This is a genomic window from Deltaproteobacteria bacterium, assembly GCA_016931625.1.
Classification (GTDB): domain Bacteria; phylum Myxococcota; class XYA12-FULL-58-9; order XYA12-FULL-58-9; family JAFGEK01; genus JAFGEK01.
On record JAFGEK010000096.1, the window covers coordinates 17,432 to 37,611 of the forward strand.

Consider the following 20,180-nt stretch of genomic DNA (forward strand, 5'->3'; position numbering starts at 1 on the left):
GTAAGCCATGGCAAAAAAAACTTTATTAACAGCAGTTGTAACGAAGGTATTAATTCGCATGGTCGCTACTGCGATTATCGTTGTATTACTACTCGGATTGACCTTAAGCATTCGTTCTATCTGGGTACAGTCTGACACTGCCACCAAAGCTGCAGAAAATTTAGGGCAAGGTACGGCCTTCACTTTAGCTAGTATGGTGCTAGCTCCTCTTGAATTTGAAGATACCGCAGCACTTGCACGTATACTTAAAGAAATGCGCTTGATCAGTAATGATATTTCTTATTTAGCTGTAGTTAGGAAAAACGGTACTATGGTTCAAGCTATACCCGAAGGGACACAACTTGCACCTATGGTAGTAACAAATCGTGATGACAAACCAATTGATATCAATGTTAAGGATATTCCTATTCGTGATTTCGTGGCTTTGGCAAAAGCTTCAACTGAAACTTTCTCTGTTCATGTTGGCATCGATAAATCTAATGTAAATGATCAAATATCATCGATTCGCACTTGGAATATCTTGTTAACATTAATCTTGGCCATACTAGCTACGGTAATGATTGGTTTCGCTGCCAAACGTATTATCCAACAAGTTAGTAGTCTTAGTGAACATGTTGCCGGTAGTGTACAAGAACTTCGAGCTGCAGCTACTGAAATTCTTGCTATCGCTGGACAAACAGAAACAAATTCAGAAAGTCAAGCTGCCTCGGTTGATGAAACTAGGCGAACTATGCAAGCATTAATTGAAGCAGCCGCCGACATTGCTGACGGTGCTTCTAATGTGGTTATTGCAGCCGAACGTTCTTCAGAAGCTAGTGTGGTTATTGCTGAACGCATTGCTAAACTCAACACTCAAGCAACAGCTATTTCTGATTTATCTGAATCGATTCGTGGTATTGCTGATAAAAGTGATATTCTTGCACTAAATGCTTCGCTTGAAGGTACTAAAGCTGGTGAAGCCGGGCGTGGTTTTGTGTTGCTAGGTGCAGAAATGCGACGCCTTGCTGAAACTATTACTGATACGGTACGTCGTATAAAATCATTAGCTGGAGAAATTCGCGAGTTATCGCAATCTGCGGTATTAGCTAGCGAAGAAGGCCAAAAATTAGCGAGTGAAACTACTGAAACAGCTAAACGCATAACCCTGGTAACTAATCAACAACGAACTTCTACTGAACAAGTCAAACAAGCAATGGATGAAGTTCAACAATTTTCACAACAAGCAGTTAGCGGTGCGAGACAAGCTCGTTCTACTGCTGACGATTTAGTACATACAGCTGGTACGTTAAGCACCATGCTTGAACAAGAACAAAGTGAAAATCAAAAAGAGACAACAAACAACAAACAAAGTTAAATTTTCTTCATCTATTACCATTAGTAAATTAATCATCTTTAGGATTATGTGCTATTTAGTACAAGTTCATTATTAAATTTAATCTTGTTAAATTTCAAACTACAACCCTCAAATATCCCCACACATGCTCTAACTCGGTGCAATCAATTCTACTGAAGGGAAATAAGTACGGTATCGAGATACATCTCGCGTTAATAAACGATAGCCTCTTATTGCGGCATGAGCGCCAATAAAAAAATCAGGTAATGGTTTGTTGCGCACACCACCCTTGCGGCGATAATTTATAAATGCCTTTCCCGCTAGAAACCCAGCTTCAAATGGTATCGGTTCACGCTTAAAAAATTCAAGCGGTACGACAGCATCAAGTTCTTCAATACGGGCAAAACCAATAGAGACTTCAGCATAGATTATTGGGTTAATTATTAGAATACTGTCGCTAGCACATTGCTCAAGTTGCTCAGCTGACCATTGATACCAATTAGTATCTTCAGTAGCGATATCAATAATGACATTAGCGTCAACCAATACTGGCTTCATGATTTTCCACGTGTAAGTGCCATTATTTGCTCAGTTGTCATATTCGTGCTGGCACTGCCACGTAGTCTCTTTAATAATTGTTTGCCACGCTTATTGCTTTGCTGCTTGGCGCGTGTGATACGAACAGCATTACCGTCAATAGCAAACACAACCTCAGTATCTGGTTGCAAACGCAATTGCTCACGAATATGCAATGGTATAGTTACTTGCCCTTTTGCTGTAATTCTCATGATAAAAGATTCCAAGTTTTACTCTTACTGGTAAGAGTAAAACTTGATTATAGCACTGTCAATTAGTTGAGATTGCTGAGCTATTTGTTAAGCCTGGTATTAGTAAAGTAATTGTAGGTAGACCAAAGAAACTATCCTTATTATTTACCATGAAATTTGGTCAAATCTATAATTCCCTGCAAAGTCAATTATCGCAATATTGCTGATTTATTTAATGTTTTTCCATTATCCGCTCTATTTATGCTCTTACGCTTTATTTTTTTATGCTTTTTAAGTTATTTTATTTATATGGATAATAAGCTTTCAAATCGTAAGCCTCCGCGTTCGTCGCAATATGAACAGATAGTTAAAGCACGACGCACGAATACTTTCACTCGTTCATAGCGCTTATCATCTAACAGTTGTTTAGTTAACCCTTTACCCACTAGTCCAGTGGCGCCAATCACAATTGCTGTTTTATCCATGATAAAATGTCAACGATTCTACATAGTACGCTGCGACTGTGCCTTCTTTTGCGCCGCTGCCGCTTTAAGTTGTTCTAATTGTTGTTTAGCTGCGGCATCACCGGATTGCTGACGTAATTTTTGCAAGCGTGTATCAAGTGAGCTATCAGCCAACTCAGCCCCAAGCTTTGCTTGCGCGGCTATATTGTTAATATTTTCGCGAACATTATCGAGGGCCTTAACCTCAGCATCAATAGAAAAACCTTCGAGTTGTTCTTGAATACGTAAACGTGCTTTGGCTGATGCCATTTTGGCAAGCATAACATCTTTTTCAGCTTTAAGTTTTTTAATTTCAACCTGCACTTGAATCAATGATGATTTGGCGTTTTCAGCATCAGTGCTGGCAATTTCAAGCTCACCCTTTAATTCAGCCACCGTAGTTTCAAGTTGGTTCTTCTTTTGAATAAGCACCAGTGCTAAATCATCTTGGTTGGTTTCTACTGCGGTGTTTAGATCAGCATCTACTTGTACCAAATCTTTAGTATGCACCGCTAGACGTTGCTCTAAATCTTCGCGTCGGCGAATTATTGCTGCAGTTGCTTTTTTAAGCTGTGAATACTTTTCGATCATGCCATTAATGGCATTTTCATAGGCAATTTCTGGGTGGTCTTTTTCAACATCTGATATCCAAAGGCCCCAAAATCCTCTCCATAAATTACCAAGGCGCGTAAAAAAACCAGCCATCCGAATACCTTCTTTCTCAAGTGAAGGTTAGGGGGTATCCCTAATTATTGAAGTTTTTTTAATCATAAACTAGGTTTAACAAATACCTGTTGGCGATAAAAATTAAGTTCTGCAATGGATTGGCGCACATCATGTAGTGCTGTATGTTTACCATCTTCAGGTTTTTCATACTTTGTACCCAACCAAAAACCAGCTAGCTCTTTAATACTTGAAACATCGATTTGGCGATAGTGCAAATAACCTTCTAATAGCGGCATATGATTTACCAAAAATCGTCGGTCTTGCCAGATCGAATTACCACATAAGCGTGCCGTACGAAATTGTGCATGCTTGCTTAGCAATTCTAAGGCTTTTTTCTCTGCATCAGCCACACTAACCTGCGAATTACGTACTGCTGCTAATAGGCCTGATTTTTCATGCATATTGCGAACAAAAGGACTCATTTCAGCCAATATTGATTCTGGTTGCCAAATATTAATTTCAAGAGGTGACGCAATTTCTTTTAATTCAGTATCGGTAAGAATCATCGCTAACTGCACAATGACACAATTCTCGGGGCAAAGGCCGGTCATTTCAAGGTCTAACCATGCAAGAATGGATTTTTTCATATTAAGCAATCGAGCAGAGTGTAGCATTTTTTACAAGATTTATCGTGGCAAATTCTGCTAAAAAGAGCTGCATTATGAATACACCTGCTAATAATTCATCTTCTCTTTCTGGTTCGCAGCCGTCATCTAAAACTTCTGGCAAAGAGCCAGATGGCTTCCAAACTCATCAAGATCGCTCAATGGGGCTAATGTGGTTTGGTATTATCGCCTTGATAATTGGCTCGTTTTCAGGGTGTTTTTCGATAATTACTACAGTTGGCGCCCTAAACACGCCTGCTGGTGAAACCGGTGATAGTGGCGCATTTATGGCCTTCGCTATTTATGGTGGCTTTGCTGCCTTTATGATTGCGAGTGGCCTTGCTTCAATGCGTCGACGTCGCTGGATGCGACCTTTAATGATCATTGCTTCTTGGGTCGGATTATCCGCCGGTGTCCTTGGCATTGCTATGATCATTGCAATGCGAAACGAATTGGGCGCTTTAATTAAAGCTTCGATGCCTGCTGAGCAACCCATTCCACCAGGCATGCTGACATTGGTTTTTATTGTCGGCTTATCAATAGTTTTGTTTATTGCAGTAATAATACCTATTGCTTTCATAGTTTTTTATTCAAGCCGCAATGTTATTGCCACGCTTAATACCGTCGATCCTAAACCTAGCTGGCCCGAACGCGTTCCTTTATCTGTGCTTGGCTTATCGATTAGTCTTGGCTTAGCTGCCTATCTGATTTTAATTGCTATGAGCTATGGTAGCATCTCTCTATTTGGTTCGATAATTAAAGGTCCCGTTGCCGTACTTATTTTATTTGCTATTGCCATGGTTTTAGGCGCACTCGCATTCACCACTTATCAGCTACGCCCAATTGGTTTTTGGGGTACTGTCGTAGGTTCACTGCTAGCTTTAACTCATGGTATTTTTAATTATTGGTCGCCCAATGATTTATTAACCTTGAGTAATAACAATATTTCAGCGACGCAAATGCAAGCAATGCAACAATTTACTAGTGATACACGCCTTCCCATGCTGATAATGCTAATTGTTTTCAGTGCTATTTGGTTTGTCTACCTTGCTTTCTTAAAAAAATACTTTAAGCCTCAATCACCTTCGCCTAACTCTTCAAATACTTAAACCTTTATTATACGGAGTATAAAAAACATGAAGGCCCTTGCCATCTCAGGTAGTCCGCGTAAAGGCGGCAATACCGAAACTCTATTGCAAGTTTGCCTTGAGCAACTGGCTACGCACCAAATTGAAAGTCAACTCATTTCATTGCGCGACAAAACGATAAAGGGATGTCGAGCTTGCGGTGCCTGTGCACGCCAACGCGATAAAACTTGTATTACTAAAGATGATGATTTTCATCCGATTTTTGCGGCCATGCAACAAGCTGACATTTTAATAGTTGGCTCACCAGTATATTTTGGCTCTGCTACTCCAGAAATAATGGCGTTGCTTGACCGCGCTGGTTATGTATCACGCGCAAATGGTCATCTCTTCTCTCGTAAGATCGGCGGCCCGCTAGCAATAGCTAGGCGTGCAGGGCAAAATTTTACTTATGCCCAATTAAATTTCTGGTTTTCTATCAATGACATGATTGTGCCAGGTTCTACTTATTGGAATGTTGCCTTAGCTCGTGAAGCTGGTGCTGTAAATAATGACCAAGAAGCAATTAATACTATTATTCACTTTGCTGATAACCTTGCGTGGTTAGCTCTTAAGTTACAGTAACTTCTTAAAGATTGGGTGATCTCAACGAGCAATATAAATGGGCGTCGTTTCGTGGTTTTAACCCATCGACAAACTCAGGACTTACCTCTGCTTCGCTTTAAACATCGCTTGCTCACCTTATGTTTGGAGCTCTTAAGAACTGTATTGTCGAGATAGGTATAAAGTTCTCCATTCAAATAAAATTAGAAAATTTTAATGCCTTTACAGGATGACATGATTAGCACTTGGTTCGAGACACATATAGAGTTTTTTATTTGATTTTTTAGCACCTAGTATTATAGAAAGTATTACTTTCGGGAATTCAATATTTTAGCAGAAAATATAAAAATACGAGTCAGTTACTTTATTAAGGAAAAAACTGAACTATGAAAAATAAAATTGAGATTCTTTTAAAAGGTCTTCTTGGTGCCGGAATAATAGCATTCATTACCTGCTGCATTTATATTTTATGTATTTGGTATATTAATAAAAGTGTCGATTTCTCAGTTATTACCAACACATATAGTGTCTTTGCCGGTCTTGCAACACTCCCTCTTTTAGCTGTTATTTTTATTATCTTGAAAGGTTGGTTTTCTTTTATCCAATATTTGATTCAAGTATTTAAAATAGCCGCGTACTTTTTTATCGGCAATTACAAAGTAATGAAATCTTTAGAAGAGTTAAAAAGACCGGTGCAAAATTGTATTACATTTAATATTTCAATGTCCACTAATCGCTTTTTTATAATGGATAAAATCAAACGAACTAATGGAAATATCAGATTATATTTTTCACACCGGGGCACTATTCACGATAAAAAATCAGCCGCGGCAGCCTCTTCTTCTATTCCTTTAATCTTTCAAGAATCTATGCTGGTCATGAATTGTTTCAGCATCGCGGTCAATAATCTTGGACTTGAAAATGTGAAATTATGCTGTTCATGCGAAGAGGGGATTGATGTAAATCAATATCGCAGGGATGGAATTATATCAAAACGGACATCTATTAATCTATCTGATAATCTGTTTTTATTTGGAAGCATAAAAACCAATATTATTACTGAAATTATTAATAATGAACTGAAACAAATGCCTAACTTATTTTGTTTTGAATGGGAAGACAATGTTGATCATCCACCAGTTGATGTAATAATTAAAGATACACAAAAAATAAATGGATATAAACCTTCGAAAATAATTAATCCTAGCCAAATTAAGCCGGATCAAATTTTGGAAGATTATGCACTAATTACTCGCGTTAAAAATCCATTTAAGCCAAAAAACTTTGTCTTTATGTTTAGCGGATGTAAAAGTGCAGGAGCTTTAGCACTTCAATTCATTATGTTCAATAGTGAGTTTCTTGATATTCTGAATAAAAAATATCTTTTCCAGGAAGAATTTCAAATTTTAATCAAAGTAAATTATTATTATCAAAAACATTCCATTCCTAACCTGATAATAGACAAAAAAATCCCTAATGTTAAATTTGAAGTTATACATGAACATGGAATTTTTAAAGATGATAGTATATTTATTAGTAAAAATTTAGTTGAAAGATACCAAATGCAATACACATAACATATATTGCACTTTCTAAAATGAAGATTCTTTTTATTGCGTTAAATTCTCCATCTCATCTTTCCATCTGGAATTATCTTTCTATTGAAGCATTAATCGGTCATATCAATGGAATTTATTCCGATAAGGATATTCAATGTAGTACATTATATTGTAATTCAAATAAAGATGTAAAAAAAATAATAAAAGAAATTAATTCCGGCAAATATAAACTTATTGGGTTCAGTATTCAGTCTTATACATTAGATTTTTTCAATAAAATAATAAAAAAACTAAAACATACGAATTCAATATTTTTATTTGGAAATCAATTGCCTACTTATTTCCCTAAAGAAATCCTACAAATCGTTTTATCAAATACGAGAATATCTTACAACCAGGCTTTCTGTGTTATGGGAGAAGGAGAAAAAACAATAGCCGATGTTATTGATTTAATCCTATATAAAATTCTTAACATTGATAATTTAAAAACAATTAATAATATTGTTTATTATAATGGTAATTCTTTTAATGATAAAACTGTAAAAAAAGTCGCACCAATATTATCCAAACTGCCATATCCACCTCAATATGATTTATTAAAAATCAACAAGAATTCTTCTGTTCAAATGCAATTATCGAGGGGATGCGGACATGCGAAATGTTCGTACTGTACCAGATTTAGCTTCAGACATTATAAAAAATGGGAAAGTTTCAGTATTGAAAGAATCGAGAAAGACCTGAAAAATATAATATTAAACCTAAAGTGTAAAATTATAGAATTTTCTGATGATGAATTTTTCGGAGGTACAGAAAAAGTTCATATTCAAAGACTGAATAAAATATTGGATATTATTGAAAATACAGGGGAAAAGATCTCTTATCGTTTATTTATCCGGCCTGATAGTATATATAAAAAAGGTAATCCTAATAATCATGAAATAGAAAGAATTTTAAAACGCATGAAAAAAACTGGATTAGAACGAATTTATATTGGGATTGAAAGCGGATCATGTTCACAACTAAAGCGCTACAACAGAGGTCTTGATAAGGATGTAATAATAAAATCGATTGAGATACTTCAAAAGCTGAATATTCCTTTCGATTGCGGATTTATACTTTTTGACCCCAAACTTAATCTTGATGAATTAATTGAATCAGCGGAATTTTATTTAAAATATAACCTGATAAAAGGTAATCAATGGTTTTGGAGATCGCTCATAATTAATAAAGGCTCCTTTTGGGGAGAGGATCTCGCAGCTTTTAAAATTAAAAAATTTAATCTTAATTCGATGAGTTATGACTATGAAATTGAAGATCCACAGGTCAGATATATTATGAATATTGCCCGATCAAAAAGTAAAACAACAAGCGTACTTTTCTATGCATTAAAACAAATCACGAAGAGAAATTTTTCTTGTGATAACGAAAATGAGGTCTCTGTTGCTAAAGAACTAGTTGAAAAAAATGGTATCATTTATGTTCAACTTATTAGAGAACTCGGGATTAGTTTAAAAAACAATAATAGAAAAAATTTAAAAAAAGCTATATACGAGGCTAATAAAAATTTGAAATTAGTAATTCAGGAAACTCTTGATAAAATAGATTATTTTAAAAATAAAAATGATAGAATATTTCTTCAAAAACTTTTAACTGGAATTAAGTAACCCATGTTCTGATGGTTGTATAAAATATCAGCGTAAACTCCGTATAAACAGCCTAACTTACATCTTATCCGCTTTAATGATAACCTGGGAGTGGTTAGCTCTCTCTTTTAAGTTACAGCAACGTTTCAAAAATTGTGTGATCTCAACGAGCAATATAAATAGGCGTCGTTTCGTGGTTTAAACCCTTCGATATACTCAGGACTCACCACTGCTTAGTCTCATACATAGCTTGCTTGCCTTTAATAGTAACTATCATTGCCATACCTTTACTGGTACTGCCATCATTCATTTTCCACGCTTCGGCGGCAATACTACCATTGTTAATATATAAATTTGTCACCATGGTTGCTGCTGGTATGGCACTTGAAAAATCACTACCCACAGCACGCCCGCCTGCTTCAAGAATATGCCCGAAAAAACCAAATGGAATATTAGCGTTCTGTAACAAACGATTTAATTCAGGGTCACCCACATTACGTTTGGCACTAATGTAATCTAAGGCCAACTCTCCGCTGCCTCGTGGCGGACCATGAGAGACTAGCGCAATAGGAAGATTACCTGCTGGTTTAATTGTTGTTAGCATTGCGTCAATATCTTCGGGCTTATAAACACAACCAGCCCCTTGGCGTTTATATTCTTGATCATAATAGCCCGGCAACACCCAGAGCTCGAGGTCATCAGCTATGATCTGACGCACCATAACTCCATCGATTAGATTATAAGCACCCACCCGATTAAAAACACGCGCATAGGTGCTACGACTCTCGCTATTACCAAGCAGCGTTAATACTGGCAATTTGCTTGCGGCTAGTATGCCTAAAGCGTCTTCAAGATCATTTTCTTCAGAACCAAGATCGCCATCAGCAATTATCCATTCTACTTGTTTTTGCGCAAACCATGCTAATGCTTGCTTTAAATTTAATTTTGTCGCTTCACTGGTGTCTTTAATCGATCCTAAAACTCCTAAAATAATAGTATTGTCTGAATCGGGATTTTGCACCTCAAGGCGATAACCCGAATGAATATAACTTTTATTTGCAATTTTAATTTTTTGCGACCTTTTAAGCGTATCAAAGGGACCAGGACATTTATAGCGGTTAACTTTACGATAATGTGACCAACTTGAATGTTGTGCAGTTAAAACAGTACTAGATAACAAAATTGCAATTAAAAGATTTGGCATGGGTTAAATTACGCAATAATTCGTGAGTGTGTCTACTATTCTTTTACTTATGTTATATAAACCAATACACCAATGGGTATTCTATCAAACAAATTAATTATAGTTACCCGCGCCCTAACTCAAGCACGTGAGTTAACTAGTCTGCTTAAGAGTTACGGCGCTATCGTAGTTGAAATTCCGGTGCTCGACATTAAGCCGGTAACTAAACAAGAATTAACGATATTTAAAGAAGCTATTAAAAAGGCGATAGCGGGATATTATGATGGTATCTTATTTACTAGTAGCAATGCAGTAAAAATATTTAATGATTTTATAGCATCTCAAAATATAAATTCTCAAAACATCACAACTCAGTTTTTCGCAGTTGGCCAAACTACGACTAAAACATTGAGTCAATTTGGTTATTCACCTATTCATACTGCCGCTATCGCTAATGCGGAAAATCTTTTACTTACAATACAAGATGCCTTTGGTGAACATATCGCCCAACAACACTTGCTATGGCCACGAGCACGTAACGCACGCCTAGTATTAATTGAAGGCTTACGACTAAGTGGGGCGCAATTAGATGCAATCGTTGCCTATGAAACTTGTCTAATAAATTCAAATTCTGATTTACCTGCTGATAATCCAATTGACTGGATAACTTTTGCTAGTCCATCTACCGTCAATGCTTTCACTAAAAAATTTGGTATTCTTTCGGCAAAAGTAGCTTGTATTGGCTCAATAACAGCAGCCGCAGCGCAAAAGGCTGGCTGGGTAGTCTCAGCAATCGCTGATGAGCCGTCTGCTCATGGTTTAGTTAAAGTAATTATAAATAATAAATAATTTATTCACGTTGTCGTGCAGCTATTCCAACTATCATCAACATCTTACTAAACGACCAAGGCTTTTGTAAAATTTGACAGTCTGCTAAATGAGCCTTTAATAGTTCGCTACGAATAGTTTCTTCATTACATCCTGTTGTCATTATCAAAGTAGTCTGCGGTTGTATTTGGCGTAATTGCTCCATTACATGTATACCATCATCATCTGGTAAATAATAATCTACAAAAATTGCGGTAAATGGTTCATGTTCAGCAAGTTTGAGTGCTTCTCCTGCAGTGTTGGCGGTCTTGCTTTCATAACCAACAGATAAAAGTTGACGCCTAAGCGTCATACTGACCACTCGGTCATCATCAACAATTAAAACGTTTATAGACACGATAACTCCAACACTAAAAATTGTTTTTTTATCTTTTCTCATAACAAAACTGATTTGTATCATTTAGTGCCATTATAATAATGATAGACCATTTTTCATAAGAATACACGTTTATATTATTAACTATTTTATTACATGCAATTTGCACTTTCACTTTATAAAATAAAATACAATCAAAGAAGGTATGAGTGATATCGCTAGATTTCTATAAACAATATGTGGGGCGCATGCTTGCTAACACACTTAAAACCTTGCTCGCATGCATGGAAAAATAATGTCTATGTTGCTGGCGCCGCTGATCGTGATCATTCTTGGATTAAAAAATATTACCCAACCAATTAAACAGATTTTATTGTTTCTGCTGTCTCAACATGATTTATCCATTCAAATTATTGATTAAACAAGCTCTCTCCCTAAGTAGCACAAAGGGCGTATCAATTGGTAGCCCCTTAAATATTTGATTATTAGTACTAATATAAAGTAAATAATTTAAATGAAATTTTTTCAATACCAGACGACACAAAAAACATTTAGCCCGTTAAACGCTAGTTTGTTCATCCTATCACTTTCGCTGGCATTTAACTCTATCGTAGTGAAAGCTGCGTCAAGTGAAGCCACAAAAAACGAAATAAAATTTACTCCATCTAACGCCCAAAGTACTGCTCGTCGCGTTAAACAGGCACGCGCTACTCGTTATCAACAAATTAATGCACTATTTGCCGCCCATAATCTCGATTATCCGCCTGCTCAGGTTTTAATGCGCTTGTTTAAGCGTGAAGCCATACTTGAATTATGGGTTAGACCACACCAAGCAAACGCCAAATTTATTTTGTTAAAACCATATAAAGTATGTGCTGATTCAGGCGAGCTTGGTCCCAAACGCCAGCGTGGTGATTATCAAGTCCCCGAAGGTTTTTATGAAATCAAATCATTTAATCCAGTTAGTTCGTTTCATCTTTCAATGCTAGTTAGTTATCCTAATAAATCTGATTGCATCCGTGCCACGGCTCGTGACCCAGGTGGTCAGATTTGTATTCATGGCGATTGTGTTACTATTGGATGCGTGCCTTTAACTAATGAATGGATTGAAGAGTTATACCTCATTGCCCTTGATACCCATGAACAACATCCGCAAACGCCAGTTGTAGCACATCTATTTCCAGCACGGCTTGATGAACAAGGCTTAAAAAAACTTAATAAAGATTATGCTAATAAACCAAAGCTATTAAACTTTTGGCAAGAATTAATACCCGGTTATCAAATTTTTGAAGAAACACATTTATTGCCAGAAATAAAAATTAATAAAAATGGTGTTTATGAACTTTCAGCTTCAAAACAGAAATAATATAATAATTTATGTAACAGGTATCAGCTGCACTGAAACCTTACGAAAATTCACCCCAACTAAATCATCAGAAAATACTGCGCCTGGCATCACTAGTAAATAATATCATTGATTCTCCCAATCCAGCTTCAAGCAACAGCTCACGAAATAAATTAACAAAACCATCAAGCTTACGCACCACCTGTAACTGCTGATCTATTACCATAATCCTTTTTTCCGGTGGTTTGACCTTGCTTGTTTTGTTGGTTTAAACGCGTTTTCCAGAAATGCCGAATCGCAGCACGTATTTTATCGTCAAATTTCGCCATAAAAATATTCCGTTGTTATTATCGATGTACAATAACTATTGGTTGGCAAAATAACGTTGTAGTTTCTTGGTTGATTCGTTTTGCCGCAAAATCTAAATATTCTGAATCGATTTCACTACCAATAGAATTTCGCCCCCATTTGGCAGCAGCTACAGTAGTTATTCCAGTACCTAAAAAAGGATCAAGAACTGTATCTCCTACAAAACTAAACATACGAATGAGACGTTCAGCAAGTTCTAGTGGATATGGTGCTGGGTGGTTTTTTGTTGATGCCCCAGTCAAACCCGTAAGTACTTGTTGAAACCATTTTTTATGATTGTCCGCCGAAATGAGACTTAAAATCCGTGTTGCAACAGATGGACTGCGGTAGCCACCAGGTTTTCGTTGCATTAAAATAAATTCAATATCGTTTTTTATTACCGCATTTGGTTCATAGGGTTTACCCAAAAAACCAGCTCCATTACCATTTGCCTCATAGGCAGCATTGGCAATTTTGTGCCAAATAATCGGAGCAAGATTGTCAAAGCCAATATGCCTGCATTGTTCTTGGATAGATGCATGAAGAGGAACAACAGTATGACGTCCTTTATTTTGTCGACGAGACAAGCAAACATCTCCAACTACAATTACCAACCTGCCCCCAGGCACAAGAGCTCTAAAGCAATGTTGCCAAACCTTACCAAGCTCACTAACGAAAGTTTCATATTCAGCAATATCTCCCATCTGCCCTTCTGAATCTCGATACTTTTTTAAAGCCCAATATGGAGGAGATGTAACAACAAGATGGACAGAATTGGGCTCAACAAACTGTAACTTTCGGGCATCGTTAAGATAAATATTGTGATGAGTAGGCAATCGTTGAACCGCAGCATCAATGTCACGCATAAGAACTGGGTTTTGAGCTATTTTCGGCAACGCCGTTTGAGGATCTTCTATAGCTCCAATAGCCTGTGGTATTAAATCATCTAGTGAGCAACTTGGAATACTTTGAGAAGCAAGAGAACAGGAGCCTATACATAAGAAAATCTAAACCCTGTCAACGCCTCCATTCTCGTGGCTCACCAACCATACGGGTCACTCGTAAAATCCTTGTTGGCTGATAACCAAAAGAAAATTTATAGCCACTAAAAGTACCGGTTAGCTTATTGTCGCGTAACTTAAATTTAAATCCTGCAAGAGCTTCTTGCTTAAGAAATGCTATCATCTGTTCATTAAAACCCGCCGCTAAGAAATACGCTTTACCTGTGGCATAGCGCTCAAGACGTACCCGGCCAAAAAATGCAAAACCACTATAACTCTCTTGACCACCATCAATATTACAAAGTCCGCGTACTAATGGGCCCCATTGTTTAAAAACTATGGTTCTCTTGCCATCATGCCAAGTACCACTAATGCGAGTTATTATTCCCCCTAACCAAATAAAAAAAATGATACCAGCTGCACTACCTATAATCACAATGCCAGTATCCGACATGACTGTCACCAAAGTTTAAATTTGCCCCACAGCTGAAAACCGATAGTAGAAACAATACCAAGACCCATAATGGCCCAAAAAGCCCAAGGGTATTCTTGCAGTGGTATTTTCACATTCATTGAAAAGGCACTTACTACAAAGGTCGGAACCATAATTGATAAGGTAATTATGTTTAAAGTCTTCATTAAGACACTAAGATTATTATTTACAATAGAAACTCTAGCGTCCATAAGACTGGCAAGAATGTTAGAGCTAATTTCAGCTTGGCGGTAGCACTGCTGGTTTTCGATGGCGATATCGTCAATAAACTCCTGTTGCTCGGGGGTAAAACCTAAACGCTGGGCAGCATTTTTTAATTTTTCAATAGCAACAGTGTTAGAACTAATAGCACTAACATAATACACTAAACTTTTTTGCAGCTTAAATAAATTTAATAAATGCCGATTGTCAAAAGACTCGCTGATGCGACGTTCTAGCGAGTCAGACATCATCGTGATAACCCGCAAATGCTCTAAAAAATGATATATGGTGCGATAGAGAATACGCAACATAGCCTCAATCGGCGAACCTGAACCTTTAAAAGGCATACGAATTCCTTCAATCAGCGGAGCTTCTTCGCTTATTACTACGATAAGCTTGTCCTTAAATAGAAACATTCCGCTTGAAAGAACCTTAAAAAGAAAATCATCGGTATGCGAATAACTTTTTGGCCGCTTGCAAATAATCGCAATATGCTCAGGTTCATATTCAACGCGCGCAAGTTCGTCAGGGTCTAGTGCAGAGTTGAGGGTATGTTCGTCAATACCATAGGTATTAACTAGATTGCGGCGTTCCGCCTCATCAGGATTAGAAAACACCCAAAGCAGTCCATTGTCGGCAGCTTGTGCCCTGCCGTCGGCAAGCTGATACTTAACGAGCATGCCGTCACCTCTCGTTTTACTAGCCGTATTTTTTTTACTTAAAATGACGGCCAGGCGAAGGGGTACAATCAACGCGCTAAGATAAGGCTAATTGGGGGGTGTCCCTGATAAAATAACCAAATCTTAGTTCGCGAACTAGTGACCTAGGTTACGAAATAAATCAACGATAAATTTACTCTTGTTTGCAATAAGATTGTTAAAAAATGCTTCATAAGTACTTCTATTAAAAATTAAACATGATTACGAATAAGCTCACTTATAATTCCCAATTCTTAAGTTTTCTGTTCTTTAAATCTATATTTTTATGTAATGACCGATTTTTTACCTTTAGCTAACAAATTTGAACTGGCTATTTAAAGAACAGGGAATAGGGAACTTAGAATGAAAGGCGATGATATAGCTGATAGACGGATACTTTTAATGTTTTTATTTGTGATCAACTCTATTAATTATGGAGTGCCCCTAACTACCTTCTGATTACCTTTTTTGTAATAAAACACGCTCAGTCTTAAGAGCTTGGCGATCACGTCGAGAAACTGCCAATTCGTTAGCTGGCATTAATGTTTTTGCAATTGCAATGATTTCACCGCTATCAAGCCACAAACCAATAGTCTCATCACTACTAAAATTAGGGGTATCAAGCGTACGTAGCTGCGCCACCGTAAGCTGAAAACCATCTTGTACCATTTTTGCCACATGTTTAGGCAAGATAAGCTTAGGTAATACGGTTAGTGCTTTACTAATCGGAATAATTTTTTGTTTTACCACATTTGGGTCATCAATGGCTTCTTGCAAGGTAATTGCTTCACTTAATAAGAATTGACCAGCCGAAATACGTGTTAGCAATTCAAGATGCCCGCCACAACCAAGACGTTCACCGACATCGCGCGCTAAAACTCGTACATAGGTGCCTGCTGAGCAACTAACTTCGATAGTTAATTCTGGTAAGGCAACTGAGATTATTTCAAGTCGATGGATATGAACCTTTTTAGCTTTGCGCTCAACTTCAATACCTTTACGAGCAAGTTCATATAACTTTTTACCATCAACCTTTTTTGCTGAATACATTGGTGGAACTTGTTCGATTTCACCAATAAAACTTTCAAGTACTTTGCGCACTTGTACTTCATCAACAGTTACTGGTTGCTCACTCTGTACCACTCCTGCAGCATCGAGAGTATCAGTGGTAATACCCAGTCTTATGGTTGCACGATAGGTCTTATCCCCACACGAAATATAACGCGCGACTTTAGTTGCGACACCAAGTACTATTGGCAATACACCAGTTGCAGTTGGATCAAGAGTACCTGTATGTCCCACTTTCTTTTCTTTTAAGGCATAACGAAGGCGACTTACAACATCATGAGAAGTTGGGCCAGCCGGTTTATCGATAACGAGGATGCCGTCCATAACTCACCTTTTACAAATAAAAATCTCAATTAAGTAATTAAAAACACTTACGACGGCGTCTCTTTACACCACGATTGCTGGCTTTATTGTTGTTGCGTTTACGCTCAGCAGCAAAGCTTTGGCGCTTAATTGCAAGTTCACTCCGATATGTTTCTGCTGCTAATGGCTCTGTTGTTTCATGAGCGGGTGTTTGTGTTTCACCTTTTGCAATAGCTTGCATAACCGTTTCTAGTCGTTCAGCGCGATCAAGACTTTCATCACATTCAAAGCTTAACTCTGGAATAAAACGCAACTCTAAACGTTGGGCCAGAATATGTTTTAGGTACCCTGCTGCAGTGCGCAGACCCTCGAGCGAAGAATTACGCTGCTCTTGTGAGCCATAAATCGAAACATACACTCGCGCATTACGCAAATCTCCGGTAACCCGAACTTCAGTCACTGTTACAAAACCTACACGGGGATCTTTAAGTTCGTTAGTAATCACATTGGCTAACTCATGTTGTATCAGCTCGCCAACTTGATGCGTTCGTTTATAATTTGATGCAGACACGATGATGCGTCGTAAGGCTTAACTAACAAGCTTGTCAAGCTGAGGTGCACTTTAAAAGTAAAGATTTTCAGAGTATTCTTTAATTACTCATTAGTATTTTATTAACTTGCCGATCAGTAATTGCTTCATTGCATTGCCTTTTAGGTGTTAGCCCCTTTAAAGTCTTATGTATGAGTGATGGCGGTACAGGCGAAAAAACCGAAGAGCCGACCCCTGAACGGCTACGCAAACTTCGGCAAGAAGGTAATGTACCCAAAAGCCAAGATGTTACTATGGCTATGTCATTTTTGTGCCTTTTTGTTTTACTGTCAGCATTGTTTGGTTACATGGGCGAACAAATACGTGATCTTATTTATCTTTCGCATCAAACCGCTTTTTCACGAAACGGTATGTATGCCGCGATTCCGCGAATGCTTTATTCTGGGTTGAAAACTCTTTTCTTTATGACCGCGCCAATTTTAGTTGCTGCAGTCGTTTTAGGTGTAAGTATGAATGTTGCGCAAGTAGGATTCATGTTTACGACAAAACCGCTGCACCCTAATCTCAATAAAATAAATCCGATCAATGGTTTTAAAAACCTTTTCAATATGAAAAAGGTAGTTGAATTAATAAAAACCTTAGTTAAATTCACCATCATTGTCTACCTATCATGGGTGGCTCTGCGTGACGCCTTGCGCGATATTGCCTACTTAGTACGTGGTACTGTCCCGGTCGGGATAATGGTAATTGGTTCAATTATTTGGAGCTTTACTATCAAAATAGCCGGTGCATTTTTATTAATTGCCGCTGTTGATTATATTTATCAACGCAAACGATATACTAAAGATAATATGATGTCGAAATACGATATTAAGCAAGAATACAAACAATCTGAAGGTGATCCGCAACAAAAATCCGAACGCAAACGTATTCACCAAGAAATTCTTAACTCGCAAGGTACTGCTGCTGTGAAAAATGCCGATGTTGTTGTTCGTAATCCTGAACATATTGCTGTTGCTTTAAAATATGACAAAGAAAAAGGCTCAGCTCCGCAAGTTGTTGCTAAAGGTAGTCGTATTTGGGCTGAAAAAATTCTCGAAACCGCAAGACATTATGGGGTACCAGTAGTAAGAAATGTGCCTTTAGCCCATGCATTAGATAAACTTGAAGTTGGTGATGAAATTCCTGAAGAACTTTATGAAGCAGTCGCAGAAATATTAAATTTCGTATTCAGTCTTGCACAAGAACAAAAAAAGAAACAAAAGAAAAATCAAACCAACAAGTTGCCAGCAACAAATAAACGATCACCAACTAAAGGTCGATGACAGCAAATAGGTAAACATAATACCATACCTTAACCAATTAACTTTTTATATGTGTAGGATAAAACGTGGCAAACAACCTTGAAAGTTATCAAAGATTTACAGCACAGCCCGGCAATATCTCACAATTTGGCAATACTGTTGAAGAAATCAAGCTGCAGTATGGCAAGCCCGATCCCAATCCGGTGTTTTCGCCTATGCCAGAACATGCAGTCACTGATGTTCGCTTGGCTTTAGCTATTCGTGGCTCTGATCGTATCCGTTTGGCCTCACCTACCGAACCTTTACAAAATCCATTTGAAGGTCAGCGTATAAGTCTTGTACTAACCCGTAATGCCTATAGAAAATTAAAAGGTAAAGCTTTATTAGATTTGCAAGATGCTATCGAAGATGCTGAAGATATTAGTGATGAGACTAAATCATTAATGGTGGATTCTATTCGCCGCGTAATCGTTGGTCTTGGCGAATATCTCAATAAAAGCATTAGTCTTACTGAAGGTGTATATGCACGTTGTATTGCTTCTAGTAAGGGATAAAGTAGGGGGTGTCCCTAGTAGATGTAAAAAAATCAGTACCTTCATACAGCATTAAAGCTTTTACCATTCCTACACCATTGCTATAAGCTTTAATAACATGGCTGAAAATCAAAATATCGTTGGCGAGCAACTCCAAGCTCGTCTGTCAAAATTAATTGGGCAATGGTCTCAGGGTCGAGTTACCTTAAAACAAATAGTAGGTCTCTCTGACGAAGAACTCTATGCTATAGCAGAGCAAGGTTATTTGCTTTTTCTTCAGGGTAAAAGTGATGATGCACGCACGGTTTTTGAAGGATTGGTCGCTATTGATCCTAAAAATGCCTATTATTATCGTGCGTTAGGCGCAATTTATTGGCGTCTTAAAGAACCTCAAAAAGCCATTAAACAATTCACTTACGCTATTCGTGTCTCACCTAAAGAAATTTCTAGCTATGTAAATCGCGCTGAAATTAATGTTTCGCTCGGGCAATTTAAAGCTGCACGTAGCGATTTAACTACTGCATTGCGCATAGCTACTGCTGTCGACAAAGCTTTGGTTAAAAAAGCCCAAGCAATGTTACGCCTAATTCCATAAATATAATGCTAATTTTAATTTAAATTACTATTAATTGGTTAAGTTTAATTATTATTGCCGTGGCTTTAGCAATGGATGCCTTTGCAGTATCAATAATCACTGGTTTATCACTGGCAAAGCTTACACTATGGCATTGTCTACGAATGGCGGGCAGCTTTGGCCTTTTTCAAGCAATAATGCTGATGTTGGGGTGGCTTGCGGGTGAGTTGATATATGATTTAATGGCGAAATTAGATCACTGGATTGCTTTTACTTTGCTCGCTTTGGTTGGCGGCAAAATGCTAAAAGAATCTTTTAAGCAAAGAGAAACCCATCAAAAAGTTAAAAATGACCCTACTAAAGGTTGGTCTTTAATTGCACTTTCGTTAGCAACTAGTATTGATGCACTAGCAGTTGGATTATCGTTTGAAGACCATCATTCGAGGCCATCCGTTCATAGACATTTGCCCAAGTTGAAGGTGGTTCTGGAAATGACTCCGGTACCGGATGAGTCGCCCTATACTCAAACGTTTTATTGATGGCATTACGCA

The 20,180-nt window shown here is 37.6% G+C and carries 24 protein-coding genes; 11 read left to right on the forward strand and 13 right to left on the reverse strand.

Annotation, left to right across the window (positions count from 1 at the left end; all coding sequences use genetic code 11):
- Positions 1-7: 7 nt before the first annotated feature.
- Positions 8-1,354, forward strand: coding sequence for a hypothetical protein (locus JW841_08960; protein MBN1961065.1), 1,347 nt, complete (start codon positions 8-10; stop codon positions 1,352-1,354).
- A 129-nt stretch (positions 1,355-1,483) separates the two neighbouring features.
- Here the strand turns inward: JW841_08960 and JW841_08965 are convergent, their stop codons facing one another.
- From JW841_08965 to orn, 5 genes are all read right to left on the reverse strand, one after another.
- The gene (locus JW841_08965) at positions 1,484-1,891 is read right to left on the reverse strand and encodes a type II toxin-antitoxin system VapC family toxin (GenBank protein MBN1961066.1); all 408 of its coding nucleotides are present in this window, start codon (positions 1,889-1,891) and stop codon (positions 1,484-1,486) included.
- Positions 1,888-2,121 carry an AbrB/MazE/SpoVT family DNA-binding domain-containing protein gene (locus JW841_08970; protein ID MBN1961067.1) on the reverse strand — a complete coding sequence of 78 codons (234 nt, stop codon included), beginning with the start codon at positions 2,119-2,121 and terminating at the stop codon, positions 1,888-1,890. Before JW841_08970 ends, JW841_08965 begins: the two co-directional genes overlap by 4 nt.
- 284 nt (positions 2,122-2,405) lie before the next feature.
- Entirely contained in the window at positions 2,406-2,585 is a 180-nt protein-coding gene (locus tag JW841_08975; protein MBN1961068.1) for a hypothetical protein, read from the reverse strand.
- Between the two features lie 18 nt (positions 2,586-2,603).
- Positions 2,604-3,308, reverse strand: a complete 705-nt coding sequence (locus JW841_08980) for a PspA/IM30 family protein (GenBank protein MBN1961069.1) — start codon at positions 3,306-3,308, stop codon at positions 2,604-2,606.
- A gap of 62 nt (positions 3,309-3,370) precedes the next feature.
- Positions 3,371-3,916, reverse strand: coding sequence for an oligoribonuclease (gene orn, locus JW841_08985; GenBank protein ID MBN1961070.1), 546 nt, complete (start codon positions 3,914-3,916; stop codon positions 3,371-3,373).
- A gap of 74 nt (positions 3,917-3,990) precedes the next feature.
- On the opposite strand from orn, the gene JW841_08990 reads away from it, so the two are divergent.
- The 4 genes from JW841_08990 (at position 3,991) to JW841_09005 (ending at position 8,845) form a co-directional block, all read left to right on the forward strand.
- Entirely contained in the window at positions 3,991-5,043 is a 1,053-nt protein-coding gene (locus JW841_08990; GenBank protein MBN1961071.1) for a hypothetical protein, read from the forward strand.
- 27 nt (positions 5,044-5,070) lie between these two features.
- The gene (locus JW841_08995) at positions 5,071-5,643 is read left to right on the forward strand and encodes a flavodoxin family protein (protein ID MBN1961072.1); all 573 of its coding nucleotides are present in this window, start codon (positions 5,071-5,073) and stop codon (positions 5,641-5,643) included.
- Positions 5,644-6,008: 365 nt separating this feature from the next.
- On the forward strand, positions 6,009-7,199 hold the full coding sequence (locus JW841_09000; protein MBN1961073.1) for a hypothetical protein: 1,191 nt from the start codon (positions 6,009-6,011) through the stop codon (positions 7,197-7,199).
- A gap of 20 nt (positions 7,200-7,219) precedes the next feature.
- Positions 7,220-8,845, forward strand: a complete 1,626-nt coding sequence (locus tag JW841_09005) for a radical SAM protein (GenBank protein ID MBN1961074.1) — start codon at positions 7,220-7,222, stop codon at positions 8,843-8,845.
- A 202-nt stretch (positions 8,846-9,047) separates the two neighbouring features.
- On the opposite strand, the gene JW841_09010 is transcribed toward JW841_09005, so the two are convergent.
- Positions 9,048-10,028 (reverse strand): metallophosphoesterase, encoded by a 981-nt coding sequence (locus JW841_09010; protein ID MBN1961075.1) that lies wholly within the window; start codon positions 10,026-10,028, stop codon positions 9,048-9,050.
- 72 nt (positions 10,029-10,100) lie between these two features.
- Here JW841_09010 and JW841_09015 point away from each other — a divergent pair, with 72 nt between their 5' ends.
- The gene (locus JW841_09015; protein MBN1961076.1) at positions 10,101-10,856 is read left to right on the forward strand and encodes a uroporphyrinogen-III synthase; all 756 of its coding nucleotides are present in this window, start codon (positions 10,101-10,103) and stop codon (positions 10,854-10,856) included.
- 1 nt (position 10,857) lies between these two features.
- Here the strand turns inward: JW841_09015 and JW841_09020 are convergent, their stop codons facing one another.
- Positions 10,858-11,232, reverse strand: a complete 375-nt coding sequence (locus JW841_09020) for a response regulator (protein MBN1961077.1) — start codon at positions 11,230-11,232, stop codon at positions 10,858-10,860.
- A 592-nt stretch (positions 11,233-11,824) separates the two neighbouring features.
- On the opposite strand from JW841_09020, the gene JW841_09025 reads away from it, so the two are divergent.
- The gene (locus JW841_09025) at positions 11,825-12,577 is read left to right on the forward strand and encodes a hypothetical protein (protein MBN1961078.1); all 753 of its coding nucleotides are present in this window, start codon (positions 11,825-11,827) and stop codon (positions 12,575-12,577) included.
- Between the two features lie 67 nt (positions 12,578-12,644).
- On the opposite strand, the gene JW841_09030 is transcribed toward JW841_09025, so the two are convergent.
- The 6 genes from JW841_09030 to rbfA form a co-directional block, all read right to left on the reverse strand.
- Entirely contained in the window at positions 12,645-12,782 is a 138-nt protein-coding gene (locus JW841_09030) for a hypothetical protein (protein MBN1961079.1), read from the reverse strand.
- Positions 12,783-12,903: 121 nt separating this feature from the next.
- A complete protein-coding gene (locus JW841_09035; GenBank protein ID MBN1961080.1) occupies positions 12,904-13,770 on the reverse strand; it encodes a site-specific DNA-methyltransferase in 867 nt (288 codons plus the stop codon).
- A gap of 151 nt (positions 13,771-13,921) precedes the next feature.
- Entirely contained in the window at positions 13,922-14,359 is a 438-nt protein-coding gene (locus JW841_09040) for a hypothetical protein (protein MBN1961081.1), read from the reverse strand.
- Positions 14,360-14,364: 5 nt separating this feature from the next.
- Complete coding sequence (locus JW841_09045) at positions 14,365-15,279, reverse strand: magnesium transporter CorA family protein (GenBank protein MBN1961082.1); 915 nt, start codon at positions 15,277-15,279, stop codon at positions 14,365-14,367.
- Positions 15,280-15,756: 477 nt separating this feature from the next.
- Positions 15,757-16,689 (reverse strand): tRNA pseudouridine(55) synthase TruB, encoded by a 933-nt coding sequence (gene truB / locus JW841_09050; protein MBN1961083.1) that lies wholly within the window; start codon positions 16,687-16,689, stop codon positions 15,757-15,759.
- A gap of 37 nt (positions 16,690-16,726) precedes the next feature.
- Positions 16,727-17,239 (reverse strand): 30S ribosome-binding factor RbfA, encoded by a 513-nt coding sequence (gene rbfA, locus JW841_09055; protein ID MBN1961084.1) that lies wholly within the window; start codon positions 17,237-17,239, stop codon positions 16,727-16,729.
- 170 nt (positions 17,240-17,409) lie between these two features.
- Between rbfA and JW841_09060 the strand changes: the two genes are divergently transcribed.
- The 4 genes from JW841_09060 to JW841_09075 all read left to right on the forward strand — a co-directional run bounded on the left by JW841_09060 (position 17,410) and on the right by JW841_09075 (position 20,168).
- On the forward strand, positions 17,410-18,543 hold the full coding sequence (locus JW841_09060) for an EscU/YscU/HrcU family type III secretion system export apparatus switch protein (protein MBN1961085.1): 1,134 nt from the start codon (positions 17,410-17,412) through the stop codon (positions 18,541-18,543).
- Positions 18,544-18,608: 65 nt separating this feature from the next.
- On the forward strand, positions 18,609-19,076 hold the full coding sequence (locus tag JW841_09065) for a hypothetical protein (protein ID MBN1961086.1): 468 nt from the start codon (positions 18,609-18,611) through the stop codon (positions 19,074-19,076).
- A 97-nt stretch (positions 19,077-19,173) separates the two neighbouring features.
- Complete coding sequence (locus tag JW841_09070) at positions 19,174-19,650, forward strand: tetratricopeptide repeat protein (GenBank protein ID MBN1961087.1); 477 nt, start codon at positions 19,174-19,176, stop codon at positions 19,648-19,650.
- 59 nt (positions 19,651-19,709) lie between these two features.
- Positions 19,710-20,168 (forward strand): manganese efflux pump, encoded by a 459-nt coding sequence (locus tag JW841_09075; GenBank protein ID MBN1961088.1) that lies wholly within the window; start codon positions 19,710-19,712, stop codon positions 20,166-20,168.
- The last annotated feature ends 12 nt before the right edge of the window (positions 20,169-20,180 follow it).

Coding starts and splice junctions, on each gene's coding strand:
- JW841_08960 (MBN1961065.1), top strand. CDS start 8: ATGGCAAAAAAAACTTTATTAACAGCAGTTGTAACGAAGGTATTAATT.
- JW841_08965 (MBN1961066.1), bottom strand. CDS start 1,891: ATGAAGCCAGTATTGGTTGACGCTAATGTCATTATTGATATCGCTACT.
- JW841_08970 (MBN1961067.1), bottom strand. CDS start 2,121: ATGAGAATTACAGCAAAAGGGCAAGTAACTATACCATTGCATATTCGT.
- JW841_08975 (MBN1961068.1), bottom strand. CDS start 2,585: ATGGATAAAACAGCAATTGTGATTGGCGCCACTGGACTAGTGGGTAAA.
- JW841_08980 (MBN1961069.1), bottom strand. CDS start 3,308: ATGGCTGGTTTTTTTACGCGCCTTGGTAATTTATGGAGAGGATTTTGG.
- orn (MBN1961070.1), bottom strand. CDS start 3,916: ATGAAAAAATCCATTCTTGCATGGTTAGACCTTGAAATGACCGGCCTT.
- JW841_08990 (MBN1961071.1), top strand. CDS start 3,991: ATGAATACACCTGCTAATAATTCATCTTCTCTTTCTGGTTCGCAGCCG.
- JW841_08995 (MBN1961072.1), top strand. CDS start 5,071: ATGAAGGCCCTTGCCATCTCAGGTAGTCCGCGTAAAGGCGGCAATACC.
- JW841_09000 (MBN1961073.1), top strand. CDS start 6,009: ATGAAAAATAAAATTGAGATTCTTTTAAAAGGTCTTCTTGGTGCCGGA.
- JW841_09005 (MBN1961074.1), top strand. CDS start 7,220: ATGAAGATTCTTTTTATTGCGTTAAATTCTCCATCTCATCTTTCCATC.
- JW841_09010 (MBN1961075.1), bottom strand. CDS start 10,028: ATGCCAAATCTTTTAATTGCAATTTTGTTATCTAGTACTGTTTTAACT.
- JW841_09015 (MBN1961076.1), top strand. CDS start 10,101: ATGGGTATTCTATCAAACAAATTAATTATAGTTACCCGCGCCCTAACT.
- JW841_09030 (MBN1961079.1), bottom strand. CDS start 12,782: ATGGTAATAGATCAGCAGTTACAGGTGGTGCGTAAGCTTGATGGTTTT.
- JW841_09035 (MBN1961080.1), bottom strand. CDS start 13,770: ATGCGTGACATTGATGCTGCGGTTCAACGATTGCCTACTCATCACAAT.
- JW841_09040 (MBN1961081.1), bottom strand. CDS start 14,359: ATGTCGGATACTGGCATTGTGATTATAGGTAGTGCAGCTGGTATCATT.
- JW841_09045 (MBN1961082.1), bottom strand. CDS start 15,279: ATGCTCGTTAAGTATCAGCTTGCCGACGGCAGGGCACAAGCTGCCGAC.
- truB (MBN1961083.1), bottom strand. CDS start 16,689: ATGGACGGCATCCTCGTTATCGATAAACCGGCTGGCCCAACTTCTCAT.
- JW841_09060 (MBN1961085.1), top strand. CDS start 17,410: ATGAGTGATGGCGGTACAGGCGAAAAAACCGAAGAGCCGACCCCTGAA.
- JW841_09070 (MBN1961087.1), top strand. CDS start 19,174: ATGGCTGAAAATCAAAATATCGTTGGCGAGCAACTCCAAGCTCGTCTG.